Consider the following 14,462-nt stretch of genomic DNA (forward strand, 5'->3'; position numbering starts at 1 on the left):
GCCCCGGAATCCCGGTTCTGGTGGTCACACTCCGAAGTACAGCTCGTACTCGAAGGGGTGCGGACGCTGGGCCATCGGCTGGATCTCGTTCTCGATCTTGTACTCGATCCAGGTGTCGATGAGCTCCTGCGTGAAGACGCCACCGGCGAGCAGGAACTCGTGGTCGGCGCGCAGGGCCTCGAGCGAGTCGAGCAGCGAGTTCGGAACCTGCGGGATGTTCGCGGCCTCTTCGGCGGGGAGCTCGTAGAGGTCCTTGTCGACGGGCTCGTGGGGCTCGATGCGGTTCTTGATGCCGTCGATACCGGCCATGAGCTGCGCGGCGAACGCGAGGTACGGGTTACCCGAGGCGTCGGGCGCGCGGAACTCGATGCGCTTGGCCTTGGGGTTCGTGCCCGTGATCGGGATGCGGATGGCCGCGGAGCGGTTACCGGCCGAGTACACCAGGTTGACCGGCGCCTCGAAGCCCTTCACCAGACGGTGGTAGCTGTTCAGGGTCGGGTTGGTGAAGGCGAGCACCGCGGGAGCGTGTGCGAGCAGACCACCGATGTACCAGCGGGCGACGTCGGAGAGTCCGCCGTAGCCGGTCTCGTCGTAGAACAGCGGCTTGCCGTCGTTCCACAGCGACTGGTGGGTGTGCATGCCCGAGCCGTTGTCACCGAAGAGCGGCTTGGGCATGAAGGTCGCGACCTTGCCCCACAGCTCGGCGGTGTTCTTGACGATGTACTTGAACTTCAAGATGTCGTCGGCGGCGTGCAGCATCGTGTCGAAGCGGTAGTTGATCTCCTGCTGACCACCGGTGCCGACCTCGTGGTGCGAACGCTCGAGCGCGAAGCCCGCCTCGATCAGCTTGAGGGTGATGTCGTCGCGCAGGTCGGCCGTCTTGTCGACCGGCGAGACCGGGAAGTAGCCACCCTTGTACGGGGTCTTGTTGGCGAGGTTTCCCCCCTCTTCGACGCGGCCGGTGTTCCAGGCACCCTCTTCGGAGTCGACCGAGAAGAAGCTCGAGTTCTGCTTCACTTCGTAGCGCACGTCGTCGAAGATGTAGAACTCGGCCTCGGGCGCGAAGAACGCCGTGTCGGCGATGCCGGTGGAGGCGAGGTACTTCTCGGCCTTCTTGGCGACCTGACGCGGGTCCTTGGAGTAGATCTCACCGTTGCGCGGGTTGTAGATGTCGAAGATCATCACGAGGGTCTTGGCCTCGCGGAACTGGTCGACGTACGCCGTGGTCACGTCGGGGATCAGCTGCATGTCCGACTCGTGGATGTTCGCGAACCCGCGGATCGACGAGCCATCGAACAGCTGTCCGACGGTGAAGAACTCCTCGTCGACGGTCGAGGCGGGGATGTTGAAGTGCTGCTGCACACCAGGAAGATCCGTGAAACGGATGTCGAGGAACTTGACGTCCTCGTCCTGGATGAACTTGAGCACCTCGGACGAATCTTTGAACATGAAGACTCCAGAGGTAGAACATTCGGGATCGGCGGGCCTCGCCCAGCCTCCTCGACCCTATACAGAAGCGGTGTCTCGGCGATATCTCGCATGTTTCGGGCGTGTTACGCGGGCCCGATTACTCTGGATGCTGTGAGCGCACCCTCCGAGCACGACTATCCGGGCCAGCGGCTGGGTCTTCCCCGCGAAGGGCGTGGCTCCATCGCCCGCCCGGGCCGCAGGATCGCCGCCCTGCTGATCGACGTCGCCAGCGCGGGGCTCGTGGGCTTCGCGTTCTTCTCCACGCCCGATCCGGTGACCGGTGTGCCGTTCGCCAACCCGATCGCTGCGAATGTCATCTTCTTCGCGGTGCAGATCCTCTTCATCCCGTTGATCGGCGGTAGCCCCGGGCATCGCCTCATGGGGATGCGCCTGGAGCTGGCATCCGGGGGATGGGTGGGGCTGTGGCGCCCCGTCGTGCGCACCGTGCTGCTGGCGCTCATCATCCCCGCCGTGGTGTGGGACGCCGACCAGCGGGGTCTCCACGACAAGATCGTCGGTACCGTCCTCGTCCGCGCCTGACGCGGAGTAACCAACGAAGGCCCCCGCAGGTGCGGGGGCCTTCGTCGTATCGGGATCAGCGCGGACGCGGTGACCGCATCTTGGTCGGATCGACACCCTTGGGGATCGGCAGCGACGACAAGCCCGGCGAAACCGACGCCACGCGCTTGATCACGGCGGCCATCGTCGCGCGGTCGACCTTCTTCGGCAGGGCCTTGATGGTGGAAGCGAGCTTCGCGATCGGCACCTCTTCGTCACCGTGTCCGATGTAGAGGACCGTGACGGGCACGCCCGAGGCGATGCGCTGTACGCGACTACGCTCCTCGCCGACGAGGCGGGTGAGGCGGCTGCGGTTGCCCTCGCCGATGAGCACGACGCCTCCGCGCCCGATCGCACGATAGAGCGCCTCTTGCGTGCGGGGGTTGACGCCCACCGGGGTCTCGGAGGCCTGCCAGTGACGGCCGAGCGACGACGACAGCACGTGGCCGGTGGCACCGGGCATCCCGTCGATCTTCTTGTACATGGCCGTGGTCGAAAGACGCGTCATCGTGATCATCGCGGCCAGGATGCCGGCCAGCAGGCCCGTCACGCCCCACAGGATGATGCTCCACACCGCCAGCGGCGGGATCAGGAAGCCGACGACAACACCGAGGGCGATGCCCACCAGCACGATGCCTGCCAGCAGGAACGGCAGCCACCGGTACTCCTTCTGGGTGAAGGTGTAGAGGGTCTTGAGCTGCGAGAAGAAGCCCGGACGCTTCTCGGGCGTGGAAGTACGAGCGGCCATGGCTCGATTCTATCTTCGCCATCGCCCGCTCCTCCCCAGCGCCTCGAACGCGTCGTCCGTCCCCGTTGGACGACGCGGCGCCTCGCGCGGGCCCACCCGTCGACCACGATCGGGGGATGAGCAGCCCCACGGCATCCATCCTGGTCGAACCGTTCGACGCCTACCTCCGACGTCGTGCGCGCAGCGACACCGCGTTCGCGCCCGGCGAGGCGGTCACTGCGGCCGTCGCGCTGCTCCGCGGCTGCCGCGAATCGATGGGTCCCTCCCGGGGAACGAGATGGTGGCTGCGGGCCGACGGATGCCCCGTCGCCGAAGAGGAGGAAGGGGCACCGGATGCCATCGCGGCCACGGCCGAGACGCTCGAGAGGATCGCGACGATCACCGACGACGACGCCACCCGCGACCTTTTGACACGCGCCCGGGAGAGCGTGCTCACGCTGCCACCGCGGGAATGGGACGCCGTCGAGCGCCGGCTCTTCCATCACGCCGTCCCGGTGCCGCTCGTTCTGGGACCGCTGACCCCGGTGGTGGAGACGGCGCCCGCGCCGACGCGGCAGGCGGCGACGGGGGAACCGTCCCGGATGCTCGCGCTCGTCGATGCCGATCTCGCCGACGCCGTGCGAGAGGTGTGGCACGACGTGCGACGGTGGTGGCGTGGCTCACCCGCCGTGCGCTTCGGCACCTTGTGCGCCGCCGCTGCGGTCATCGTGGCGTCGGGTCTATTGGTGTGGACGGTGCGCGACGCGTCGGCGACGTCGGCGCCCGGGTCGGTGGTCGAACAGGTCGTCGGCGAGGCTTCACCCGCGGGTGCCCCGTCGCCGTCCGCCACGGCCGCCGTCGCGCAGACGGCGTCCGTCTCCCCGACACCGACGGCGTCTTCGGCAGCGCCCGACGATGCCGCGAGCGTGCCCGCGCGGCCGGCGGAGCAGAGCACCGCGACATCCGGTGATCTCGTCGGGATCACCCGAGACGTGTTCGCGCAGATCGCTTCGTGCGCGGGTGACGCCGCGTGCGTGGATGCACACGAGGAGGGCTCCGGATCGCCGCGCGAGCCCCTGCTCCCCGGGGCGGAGACCGCCGACATCCGGCTCATCGACGATTTCGGCGGTGTCATCGTCGTCCGGCTCGGCGTCGGCTCTCGCCTGCAATACGTCACGCTCGTGAGGCAGGAAGACCGATGGCTGGTCCGCACCGTCAGAACGGTAGCGGACCAGCCATCATGAGCCGGTGTTCAGCGCTGTCAGATGCCGAGGTCGCCCTCGAACTGCGCCGCCTCGAGGCGTGCCTTGACGGCGCCGAGGAAGCGGGCGGCGTCGGCTCCATCGATCGTGCGGTGATCGTACGAGAGGGCGAGGTATACGTACGAGCGGACCGAGATCGCGTCCTTGCCGTCGACCGACACGACACCCGGCTTCTTCACGACGGCACCGAGGCCGAGGATGGCCGACTGCGGCAGGAAGACGATGGGCGTGTCGAACAGCGCGCCCCGCGAACCGGTGTTGGTCAGCGTGAACGTGCCGCCCGCGAGCTCGTCGGGCTTCAACTTGTTGTCCCGAGTGCGCGCGGCGAGATCGGCGATCTCGCGGGCGAGCTGCGCGATGTTCTTGTCGCCGGCCTCCTTGATGACCGGCGTGAGCAGTCCGCGCTCGGTGTCGACCGCGATCGCGACGTTCTCCTGCGCGGGGTAGACGATCTCGTCGCCCTCGACCGTGGAGTTGATGATGGGGAACGACTTGAGCGCCTCGATGGCCGCGATCGCGAAGAACGGCAGGAACGACAGCTTGTCGCCCGTCTTCTGCTGGAACTCGCCCTTCATGCGGTCGCGGAGGGCGGCGACCTTCGTCACGTCGACCTCGACGACAGTCGTGAGCTGTGCCGTCGCCTGCATCGATGCGACGGCGCGCTCGGCGATGACCTTGCGCAGACGCGACATCTTCTGCGTGGTGCCGCGCAACGGCGAGACCTCCACCGGTGCGGGAGCGGCGGCGGGTGCCGTCGCCGCAGGTGCGGCGGCGGCAGCGGGTGCGGCCTTGGCAGCCTCGGCGGCCTTCAGCACGTCTTCCTTGCGGATGCGACCGCCCACGCCACTGCCGGTGACAGAGGCCAGGTCGACGCCCTGCTGCTGCGCCAGGCGGCGCACGAGGGGCGTGACGTAGGTGATGTCGTCGTTCGACGGCGCGGCCGGGGCGGGAGCGGCGGGCTTCTCCTCCGCGGCGGGGGCCGGGGCGGCGGGCTTCTCCTCCGCGGCGGGGGCCGGGGCGGCGGGCTTCTCCTCCGCGGGGGCGGGCTGCTCCGCGGCGGGGGCGGGCTTCTCTTCGGCGGCCGGGGCGGCGGGGGCCTCGGGCTGAGCCGCGGGAGCCGCACCGCTGCCGATGCGCGCAAGGGCGGCACCGACGTCGACGGTCTCGTCTTCCTGCACGAGGATCTCCTGCAGCGTGCCCGCGACGGGGGACGGGATCTCGGTGTCGACCTTGTCGGTCGAGATCTCGAGGAGGGGCTCGTCGACGGCGACGTCGTCACCGACGGCCTTCAGCCAACGGGTGACCGTTCCCTCGGTGACACTCTCACCGAGCTCGGGGAGCTTCACCTCGGTCGAGTCGCCACCTGCGGCGGGAGCCGACTGCTCGGCGGGAGCGGGCTGCTCAGCGGGAGCGGGCTGCTCCGCGGGAGCCGACTCGGCGGCCGCGGGTTCCTCGGCGGGCGCAGACTGCTCCTCGGCGGGAGCGGCCTCCGGGGCGTCGTCGGACGACGACGCGCCCGAACCGTCGCCGATCTTGGCGAGGACGGCTCCGACCTCGACGGTCTCGTCTTCCTGGACGAGGATCTCTTCGATCACGCCCGAAACGGGCGAGGGGATCTCGGTGTCGACCTTGTCGGTCGAGATCTCCAGCAGACCCTCGTCCTCCTGGACGGTGTCACCGACCTGCTTGAGCCAGCGGGTGACCGTTCCCTCGGTGACGCTCTCTCCGAGAGCGGGGAGGACGACGGAAGTGCTCATGAATAGTTCTCCTTCGTACCGGATGCGGTATCTAGCTTAGTGACCGGTTTGCGGTCAGAGTGCGTGCAGGGGCTTGCCGGCGAGGGCCAGGAAGGCCTCGCCCAGCGCTTCGCTCTGGGTGGGGTGAGCGTGGACGAACGGCGCGATGTCCTCCGGGTGCGCTTCCCACCCGACGGCGAGCTGGGCCTCGGAGATGAGCTCGCCCACCCGATCACCCACGAGGTGCGCCCCGATGACGGGGCCGTCGACACGACGGACGATCTTGACGATGCCCGACGTGCCGATGATCTCGCTGCGGCCGTTACCGGCCAGGTTGTACTCGTACGCCTTCACGGCCTCGGATCCATAACGATCCTGGGCCTGCGCCTCGGTGAGCCCGACGGAGGCCACCTCGGGATGCGAATAGGCGACGCGGGGAACATCCGATTCGGGCACGAGCACGGGCGACAAGCCCGCGATCTCCTCCGCGGCGAAGATGCCCTGTTGGAAGCCGCGATGCGCCAGCTGCAGGCCGGGTACGATGTCGCCCACGGCCCACACGTGCGCCGCTGCCGTGCGCAGACGGTCGTCGGTCTGAACGAAGCCCCGGTCGAGCACGACTCCCGCCTCCTCGTAGCCGAGGCCCGCCGTGACGGGCCCGCGTCCGACGGCGACCAGGACGTAGTCGGCTACGAGCTCGGTTCCGTCGTCGAGGGTGACGGTCGCGGCATCCGTGGTCTGCGAGAGAGAGGCGAAACGACGACCCAGCCGGAACGAGATCCCACGCTTGCGGAAGGCGCGCTCGAGAGCCTTGCTCGAGGACACGTCCTCGGCGGGCAGCAGGTGCGGCAGCGCCTCGACGATCGTGACCTCGACGCCGAACGAGCGCCACACGCTCGCGAACTCGACGCCGATGACTCCGCCGCCCAGCACGACCACGCGCTCGGGGATGACGTCGAGATCCAGAGCCTGCTCGCTCGTGAGGACGCGGCCGCCGATCTCGAGGCCCGGCAGGCTCCGACTGTACGAGCCGGTCGCCAGGATGACGTCGGTCCCGCGGTACACGTCGTCGCCGACGCGGACGGCGGGACCGGCCTCGAGCGTGCCCTCTCCGGAGACGACGCGGATCCCGCGCGCCGAGATGAGACCCTCGAGGCCCTTGAACTTCTTGGCGACGATCCCCTCCCGATACGCACGCACGCGAACGGGGTCGATCCCTGCGAGGGTGACGTCGACGCCGATGTCGGCGGCGCCCCGCGCGGCGTCGGCGACTTCGCCCGCGTGCAGCAGGGCCTTGGTGGGGATGCATCCGCGATGCAGGCACGTTCCGCCGAGTTTGTCCTTCTCGACGAGCACGACGTCTTTTCCGAGTTCGGCGAGACGGATCGCCGCGGCGTACCCGCCGCTTCCGCCGCCCAGAACGACGACGTCCGCCGAGTATTCGGTCATCGTGCCGCCTCCGCGGAGAGCATCTCGACCAGCGAGCGGACCGTTGCGCCGGTCACGCCTTTGTCGGTGTATCCGAAGGGCGCCGATTTGTTCATGCCGACCCCGGCGATGTCGAGGTGCACCCAGGGGATGCGCGCGGCATCTGCATCCTCGGAGACCCGACCGACGAAGTGCCGCAGGAAGAGGCCGGCGAAGAGCGAGCCACCCGCCGGATCGCCGATCTTGGCGTTCTGCAGATCGGCGATGGGGGAGTCGAGGTCGTCGACCATGTGCTCGGGCAGCGGCAGCTGCCACGCCAACTCGGAGGCGCGGCCGGCGGCCGCGAGATAGTCCGCCACGGCGTCGTCGTCGCCCATCACACCGGTGTGCCGATTGCCGAGGGCGACCGTGATGGCACCGGTCAGCGTCGCCACATCGACGATGAGATCGGGCTTCTCACGGCTGGCCGCGGCCAAACCGTCGGCGAGCACGAGGCGCCCCTCCGCATCCGTGTTCAAGACCTCCACGGTGGTGCCGTCGAGGGTGCGCAGCACGTCTCCCGGGCGGATGGCCCGTCCGGACGGCATGTTGTCGGTGATGCACAGCCACGCGCTGACCTTGACCGGCAGGCCCATCTCGGCTGCGGCCTTCAGCACCGCGAGCACGGTGGCCGCGCCGCACATGTCGTACTTCATTCCGACCATGGATGCCGCGGGCTTGAGCGACAGTCCACCGGTGTCGAAGGTGATGCCCTTGCCGACCAGGGCGACGTGACGCTGTGCACCCGCGGGGGAGTAGTCCAACCGCACCAGGCGGGGCGGACGGTCGGATCCCTGTCCGACTCCCAGGATGCCACCGTACCCGCCCTCGCGCAGGGCCGCTTCGTCGAGAACCTCGACCTCGACGGGCAGCCCCTCGACGGCCCGGACGGCCGCGTCCGCGAAGTCGGCGGGTCCGAGCCACTCGGCGGGGGTCGTCACGAGGTCTTTCACCAGCGCCACGGCGCCCGAGACGGCGGCGACGGCGAGGGTGTCGGCGTCGGACGGCGCCGAGGAGGCGAAGACGCTGACGCGCGATGCGCGCGACTTCGCGGACTTCTTCTTGTAGTCGGCGAAGCGGTAGCCGCCGAGGGCGGCGCCCTCGGCCAGCGGTCGCCACGTTGCGTCGACGAGGGACTGGACGGCCACGTGCGAGAACCCGGTGAGTTGACGAATGCCCGTGCCCGCGGCGTCGCGCAGGGCCGCGTCACCCGGATCGGCGCCCGCTCCCACGACCGCCACCGGGGTTTTCACACCGGGCACGTGGACGCGTTGGAAGGAGCCGATCGCGCCCGTGAAGCCGATGGCCGACAGCGAGGCGCCGAGGCCGTCCCAGCCGTCGGGATCCGGAGCCCCCTCCGAAACAGTCGGGACGATCAGGAGGATCGCATCGGCGTCGGACTCGAGAACGGGGGCGTCGGTGTACGCCACAGAGGGGAAGGGCATGCTCTCCATCCTAGGTTCGCGCGTGTTCGCTAGCAGCGGGACGCACCGCCGCCGGCTCACCGGGAGCGCTCGTAAAGTGGACCCATGCCCGCATCCGCACAGCTGTACGACCGTGCTCCCGCGGCTCCGCCCGTGCCGTCGGGTCTGCCGCTGGTGATCTCGCTGACCGGGTTCACCGACGCCGGCGGCGCCGTGACGCGGTTGGTCGAATACTTCCGCAACGACCTCGAACCGAACCCCGTGGTCGTCTTCGACAACGACGCGCTGCTCGATTACCGCGCGCGTCGGCCGGTCATCACGTTCGTCGAGGACCACCTCACCGACTACCGTCCCGCGCGTCTCGAGCTGTCGCTCGCACACGACTCGACGGGGCAGCCGTTCCTTCTGCTGGCCGGCTACGAGCCCGACTTCCTGTGGGAGGCTTTCGCCGAGTCCGTGCTCGAACTCGCGGCCGGGCTCCAGGTGTCGTCCGTCACGTGGGTGCACGCGATCCCCATGCCCGTCCCGCACACCCGCCCGATCGGCACGACGGTCAGCGGAACGCGTCCCGACCTCGCCGAGGCCCACTCGGTGTGGCGTCCCCACACGCAGGTGCCGTCGACGGCAGGACACCTGCTCGAGTACCGGTTCGCCGAGGCCGGAGCCAAGGTCGTCGGCTTCGCCCTGCTCGTTCCCCACTATCTGGGCGACACCGAATACCCGGCGGCCGCCTTGGCCGCCCTCGACAGTCTCACCGCGGCGACCGGCCTGGAGTTCTCCGGCGAGGTGCTGCGCGAGGAGAATCGCGAGTTCCTCACGAAGGTCACCGAGCAGGTCGAGGCCAGCGACGAGCTCACGCGAATGCTCGAGAACCTCGAAGAGCGTTACGACGCTTACATGGCGGGTTCGACGCAGGCGACTCCGATCATCCACACGGGCGATCTGCCGAGCGCCGACGAATTGGCCGCGGAGTTGGAGCGATTCCTCGCGACGCGCCCCGGCGACGACGATCGCCGCGGCAAACTCGGCTGACTCGACGACGACCCTGTTCGCCGCGGACGCGGCTCATCCCGGATGCCGACTCCCTGCATCCGGGAATGCTCGTGGACGGCCGCGTGTTGTCTACGCATAGATCCCCGGTCCGCGTCAAGTCCCGGTCCGAGGATGTGAGACAATAAAGAACCTGACCCGTTGTCAACCGGTCCAGGAGCCCCCGCTCCTCGGATCGGGACTTGACAAGGGTCTTACTAGTGTCCGAGAACGACCGGCGGCCGTGCAACGTACGTTCCCGGTGAAAGGCGAAACGTGGCAGGCACGACAACCAAGACCCGCTCCCGGAGTGCGAAGGACGCCGAGCTCGAGAACTCCGAGGAGACCGTGACGGCGTCGACGACGACGACCGCGAAGAAGGCTCCCGTCAAGAAGGCCCCCGCCAAGGCCAAGGCAGCTCCGGCCAAGGCGAAGACAAAGGCGAAGAAGGACGACGACCTCGACGAAGACGAAGAGGTCGACGAAGAAGCCGAGGTCACGCTCGAGGTCGACGACAGTGATGATTCGGAGGACTCCGACGACGCCGTCAAGGGCGACGCGAAGAAGTCCGATGACGATGACGACGACGATGCACCGGCGAAACCCGCCGAGGTTCTGCCCCAGGGCGCGATCGTCATCTCCTCCAGCGACGAAGACGACGTTCCCGTCTACTCGGCGCAGATCACCGGTGCGACGGCCGACCCGGTCAAGGACTACCTGAAGCAGATCGGTAAAGTCCCGCTGCTGAACGCGGCCGAAGAGGTCGAACTCGCCATGCGCATCGAGGCGGGCCTGTTCGCCGAAGAGAAGCTGTCGAACATGTCGGCGGCCGAGAAGACGAACCAGCTCGGTCTCGACCTGCAGTGGGTCGCGCGCGACGGTCAGCGCGCGAAGAGCCACCTGCTGGGCGCGAACCTGCGCCTGGTCGTCTCGCTCGCCAAGCGCTACACCGGTCGCGGAATGCAGTTCCTCGACCTCATCCAGGAGGGCAACCTGGGCTTGATCCGTGCGGTCGAGAAGTTCGACTACACCAAGGGCTTCAAGTTCTCGACGTACGCCACCTGGTGGATCCGTCAGGCGATCACGCGCGCCATGGCCGACCAGGCCCGCACCATCCGCATCCCGGTGCACATGGTCGAGGTCATCAACAAGCTCGCTCGCGTGCAGCGTCAGATGCTGCAGGACCTCGGTCGCGAACCCACGCCCGAAGAGCTGAGCCGTGAGCTCGACATGACCCCTGAGAAGGTCATCGAGGTGCAGAAGTACGGTCGCGAGCCCATCTCGCTGCACACGCCCCTCGGTGAAGACGGCGACAGCGAGTTCGGCGACCTGATCGAAGACACCGAGGCGGTCGTCCCCGCCGACGCGGTGGGCTTCACCATGCTGCAGCGTCAGCTCGAGTCGCTCCTCGACTCGCTCAGCGAGCGCGAGGCGGGCGTCATCCGCATGCGCTTCGGCCTCGGCGACGGTCAGCCCAAGACCCTCGACCAGATCGGCGACACGTTTGGCGTCACGCGTGAGCGCATTCGCCAGATCGAGTCGAAGACCATGGCGAAGCTGCGTCACCCCAGCCGTTCGCAGTCGCTCCGGGACTACCTCGAATGAGCGGCGAGGCCAACGCCGGCAAGGCGCTCACCCGCACCGTCGAGGGCACCTCGTACGCCCGCATCCCGATCCGCACGCGGGTCGTCATGCCGGGCGACGACCTCGACGCCTTCATCCTCGAGTACGCGAAGGATGCCGTGCAGCCGGGAGACCTGCTGTTCGTCACCGAGAAGATCGTCGCCATCACGCAGGGTCGCTCGTACAAGCTCGACTCGATCACGCCCCGCAAGCTCGCGCTGTTCCTCTCCAAGTACGTCACCCGCACGCCCTACGGCATCGGTCTCGGCATGCCCGAGACGATGGAGATGGCCCTGCGCGAGTGCGGAACGCCGCGCATCCTGATCGCTGCGGCCGTCTCGGCCGTGACGAAGGCGCTGGGACGCAAGGGCGATTTCTACCGCATCGCCGGCGACAAGGCCCGTGCGATCGACGGTCCCACCTCGGGCACGATCCCGCCGTACAACCAGGCCGTGGTGCTCGGACCGGAACGCCCGCGCGAAGTCGCCGCACGCCTGAAGTCGCTGCTCGGCGGCGACCTCCAGGTGGCCGTCGTCGACATCAACGACCTGGGTGGCAACATCCTCGGCTCGACGATGGACAAGGCCGGAGAGAAGCGTCTCGTCGCGATCTTGAAGGACAATCCGCTCGGTCAGGGACACGAGTCGACGCCCCTGGGCATCGTCCGCCACGGTTGAGACAGCTCGTCGAAAGGCCCGTCCCGTTCTCGGGGCGGGCTTTTCTCGTTCCCGGATGCCGGTGGCTCAGCGATCGAGGCGGCTGAGCCCGTCGAAGCCCCCAGCCCCTTCGACAAGCTCAGGGACCCCTCGAACCCAGGTGGCTGAGCCCGTCGAAGCCCCCAGCCCCTTCGACAAGCTCAGAGACCCCCGCGCTGCACAGCAGAGGCCCGCCCCCCTCACGGGAGCGGGCCATCGCGGCATCCGGGATCAGAACCCGATGGCCGCCTGATATCGCGGCTTGTGCCCGGTACGGATGCCCGTGACGCTCGGCTTGTTCTCGTAGACGCCCGCACCCCAGTTGCCCTCGACGAGCACGGGGCCGTCGGGGCCGACGACGATGTCCCAGCCGACGTACTGCACCTGCGGGACGACGCGGGCGACCTGGTCGACGAACGCCTTGACCTCGTCGATCATCGGCAGCTGGAAGTCGGCGATGCGCACGCCCGAGTCGGGGTGCAGCTCGTGCACGTGCCCGTGGGAGTCGTAGCCGGCGCCCAGCGCGCGGCCGTTGTCGTCGAGCATCGTGTAGAAGCCGCCGAAGGTCATCTGGTCGCTGACCGCACCGCGGCCGAACTTCTGCGCCATCGCGAGGATGTGCGTGTTCTCGCCGTCGAAGAAGGCCGTCACCCTCGTGGTGTTCACCGTGCCGGGGCAGACGGCTGCGAGGTCTTCGTGCTGGCGGATGACCTCCTCGACGAGGATCTCGCCGCGCTCGAGCAGACCACGATGGAAGGCGTCCCAGTCCGCGACCTCGGCCGCATGGTACCGGTGCACACCGGTGCCTGCCTGGCCGACCGGCTCCTTGGTCACCACGGTGCCCAGACGCTCGGCGAACGCGCGCAGTTCGCCGGCGTTGTCGGCTTCCACCACCATCCACTCGCGGCGGAGGAACTCGCTGAAGCGGCGGTCGAAGGCCACCTTGTCCTGGAAGATGCCGCGGTAGTCGGGGTGGTCGTACTTCTGCGAGATCTGGTTCGACACCGGGTGCGTCATGTACGTCGCGCGTTCGGCCGGGGTGAGGATCGCGAAGTCGTAGTCGATGTAGTCCTGGAACCCGACGTTCTTCACGCCCGCCTGGAAGAGCATGTCGGCGACGACGAGCGGCAGCGATTTGCCGTGCTGCGCCGAGGCCTCTTTGGCTCGTTCGATCACCGAGCCCACGTCGATGCGGCGGGCACGTCCGGCGAGATAGCGCAGACGGGTGACGGGGGAGAAGCCCTGGGTAGGCATGCACGCTCCGGGGTCGGGGACGACGGACCCCGATAGTCTAGATGCGTGACCTCCACGCTCCCCGCCCGCACGCCCGGGGCCGGGACGGTGGCGCCGGTGGCCCTCGTCTCCGAGCACGCGCTGCGCGCGAACGCCGAGCGGGCGACGGGGGGTCGCGACGACGTGCTGGCCGCCGATGGCTGGGGCCACGGCGCCGAGTGGGTGGCATCCGTGCTCGCCGATCTGGGGAGGGATGCCGCCGCCCTCGACGCCGCGGTCCTCTACGGGCTCCCGGGTTCCGGCGCGACTCCTGTCCTGTCGCTGCGCGGGCGCGCCCTGGGCACGAAGCCGCTGCTGCGGGGCGAGGGCGTCTCGTACGGCTACACCCATCGCGCGTCCGACGACACCACCGTGGCGCTCGTCACGGGCGGATACGCGCAGGGCGTCGTGCGCTCCCTCGGCAACGCGGCCACTGTCGCGATCGACGGGCGTCGCCACCCGATCGTCGGACGCGTGGCGATGGACGTCTGCGTCGTCGATGTCGGCGACACCCCGATCCCGCGTGGCGCGGAGGTCGTCTTCTTCGGCGATCCGACCGCCGGGCATCCCTCCCTCGCGGAGTGGACGGATGCCACGGGCTGGAGCGCGGCCGAGATCATCGCCGCCGTGGGGGCACGGGCTGACCGCCGGGTGTCGGCGTGAGCGCCGTCTACCGCGTCGATCTCGACGCCTTCGCGCGCAACCTCCACCGCGTTCGCGCGGCCGTGGCGCCCGCCGCACACATGCTCGTCGTCAAGGACGACGCCTACGCCCACGGGCTCGAGGTGCTCGTGCGTCGGGCGTGGGACGAGGGCGTTCGCTGGTTCGGCGCCTTCGACGTCGCCACCGGCGCCGCGGTGCGAGCGGTGGTCGGCTCCGACGCCCGAATCTTCGTCTGGCTCATCGGCGGGGTCGACGACCTCGCGGCGGGGGTGGCCGCCGACCTCGACCTCGGGATCGGCGACGAAGCGCTGCTCGATGACCTCGCGACCCTCGCCGGGGGCCCGGCGCGTGTGCACCTCAAGATCGACACCGGACTTCACCGCAACGGCATCCGTCCCGAGCGGTGGGACGCGGCCGTCGCACGAACGGCCGCCCTGGTCGCCGACGGTCGCGCGGTCTTCGAGGGGATCTGGTCGCACATCTCCGAAGCCTCGGATGCCGACGACGACGATGCCCGCGAACTCTTCCTCGCTGCG

Annotated in this window: 13 protein-coding genes; 7 read left to right on the forward strand and 6 right to left on the reverse strand. The window is 68.9% G+C overall.

The window, feature by feature from the left end; genetic code table 11:
* Window positions 1-24: 24 nt before the first annotated feature.
* On the reverse strand, window positions 25-1,449 hold the full coding sequence (gene glnA / locus ACTJJP_RS02515) for a type I glutamate--ammonia ligase (protein ID WP_243499492.1): 1,425 nt from the start codon (window positions 1,447-1,449) through the stop codon (window positions 25-27).
* A 132-nt stretch (window positions 1,450-1,581) separates the two neighbouring features.
* On the opposite strand from glnA, the gene ACTJJP_RS02520 reads away from it, so the two are divergent.
* On the forward strand, window positions 1,582-2,010 hold the full coding sequence (locus tag ACTJJP_RS02520; RefSeq protein ID WP_440773462.1) for an RDD family protein: 429 nt from the start codon (window positions 1,582-1,584) through the stop codon (window positions 2,008-2,010).
* Window positions 2,011-2,065: 55 nt separating this feature from the next.
* Here the strand turns inward: ACTJJP_RS02520 and ACTJJP_RS02525 are convergent, their stop codons facing one another.
* Window positions 2,066-2,776 (reverse strand): DUF4191 domain-containing protein, encoded by a 711-nt coding sequence (locus ACTJJP_RS02525; protein ID WP_440773463.1) that lies wholly within the window; start codon window positions 2,774-2,776, stop codon window positions 2,066-2,068.
* A gap of 116 nt (window positions 2,777-2,892) precedes the next feature.
* Between ACTJJP_RS02525 and ACTJJP_RS02530 the strand changes: the two genes are divergently transcribed.
* Entirely contained in the window at window positions 2,893-3,999 is a 1,107-nt protein-coding gene (locus ACTJJP_RS02530) for a hypothetical protein (protein WP_440773464.1), read from the forward strand.
* A gap of 17 nt (window positions 4,000-4,016) precedes the next feature.
* Here ACTJJP_RS02530 and sucB read toward each other — a convergent pair whose 3' ends face one another.
* Genes sucB through ACTJJP_RS02545 form a run of 3 tightly spaced genes read right to left on the reverse strand, consistent with a single transcriptional unit; the run spans window position 4,017 to window position 8,665 of the window.
* Window positions 4,017-5,774, reverse strand: a complete 1,758-nt coding sequence (gene sucB, locus ACTJJP_RS02535; protein WP_440773465.1) for a 2-oxoglutarate dehydrogenase, E2 component, dihydrolipoamide succinyltransferase — start codon at window positions 5,772-5,774, stop codon at window positions 4,017-4,019.
* Window positions 5,775-5,828: 54 nt separating this feature from the next.
* The gene (gene lpdA / locus ACTJJP_RS02540) at window positions 5,829-7,202 is read right to left on the reverse strand and encodes a dihydrolipoyl dehydrogenase (RefSeq protein WP_440773466.1); all 1,374 of its coding nucleotides are present in this window, start codon (window positions 7,200-7,202) and stop codon (window positions 5,829-5,831) included.
* The gene (locus ACTJJP_RS02545) at window positions 7,199-8,665 is read right to left on the reverse strand and encodes a leucyl aminopeptidase (RefSeq protein ID WP_440773467.1); all 1,467 of its coding nucleotides are present in this window, start codon (window positions 8,663-8,665) and stop codon (window positions 7,199-7,201) included. The genes lpdA and ACTJJP_RS02545 overlap by 4 nt, the downstream gene beginning before the upstream one ends.
* 84 nt (window positions 8,666-8,749) lie before the next feature.
* Between ACTJJP_RS02545 and ACTJJP_RS02550 the strand changes: the two genes are divergently transcribed.
* The 3 genes from ACTJJP_RS02550 to ACTJJP_RS02560 all read left to right on the forward strand — a co-directional run bounded on the left by ACTJJP_RS02550 (window position 8,750) and on the right by ACTJJP_RS02560 (window position 11,973).
* Window positions 8,750-9,676, forward strand: a complete 927-nt coding sequence (locus ACTJJP_RS02550; RefSeq protein ID WP_440773468.1) for a proteasome assembly chaperone family protein — start codon at window positions 8,750-8,752, stop codon at window positions 9,674-9,676.
* Window positions 9,677-9,949: 273 nt separating this feature from the next.
* Window positions 9,950-11,278 (forward strand): RNA polymerase sigma factor, encoded by a 1,329-nt coding sequence (locus tag ACTJJP_RS02555; protein WP_440773469.1) that lies wholly within the window; start codon window positions 9,950-9,952, stop codon window positions 11,276-11,278.
* The gene (locus ACTJJP_RS02560) at window positions 11,275-11,973 is read left to right on the forward strand and encodes a coenzyme F420-0:L-glutamate ligase (RefSeq protein ID WP_440773470.1); all 699 of its coding nucleotides are present in this window, start codon (window positions 11,275-11,277) and stop codon (window positions 11,971-11,973) included. Before ACTJJP_RS02555 ends, ACTJJP_RS02560 begins: the two co-directional genes overlap by 4 nt.
* Before the next feature lie 249 nt (window positions 11,974-12,222).
* On the opposite strand, the gene ACTJJP_RS02565 is transcribed toward ACTJJP_RS02560, so the two are convergent.
* The gene (locus ACTJJP_RS02565) at window positions 12,223-13,245 is read right to left on the reverse strand and encodes a sugar-transfer associated ATP-grasp domain-containing protein (protein WP_440773471.1); all 1,023 of its coding nucleotides are present in this window, start codon (window positions 13,243-13,245) and stop codon (window positions 12,223-12,225) included.
* Window positions 13,246-13,290: 45 nt separating this feature from the next.
* On the opposite strand from ACTJJP_RS02565, the gene ACTJJP_RS02570 reads away from it, so the two are divergent.
* Window positions 13,291-13,926 carry an alanine racemase C-terminal domain-containing protein gene (locus tag ACTJJP_RS02570; RefSeq protein WP_440773472.1) on the forward strand — a complete coding sequence of 212 codons (636 nt, stop codon included), beginning with the start codon at window positions 13,291-13,293 and terminating at the stop codon, window positions 13,924-13,926.
* On the forward strand, window positions 13,923-14,462 hold a 540-nt coding region (locus ACTJJP_RS02575; RefSeq protein WP_440773473.1), incomplete at its 3' end, for an alanine racemase. The genes ACTJJP_RS02570 and ACTJJP_RS02575, both read left to right, overlap by 4 nt.

It is taken from the genome of Microbacterium sp. 22296 (genome assembly GCF_052045385.1).
In the GTDB taxonomy this organism is placed as follows: domain Bacteria; phylum Actinomycetota; class Actinomycetes; order Actinomycetales; family Microbacteriaceae; genus Microbacterium.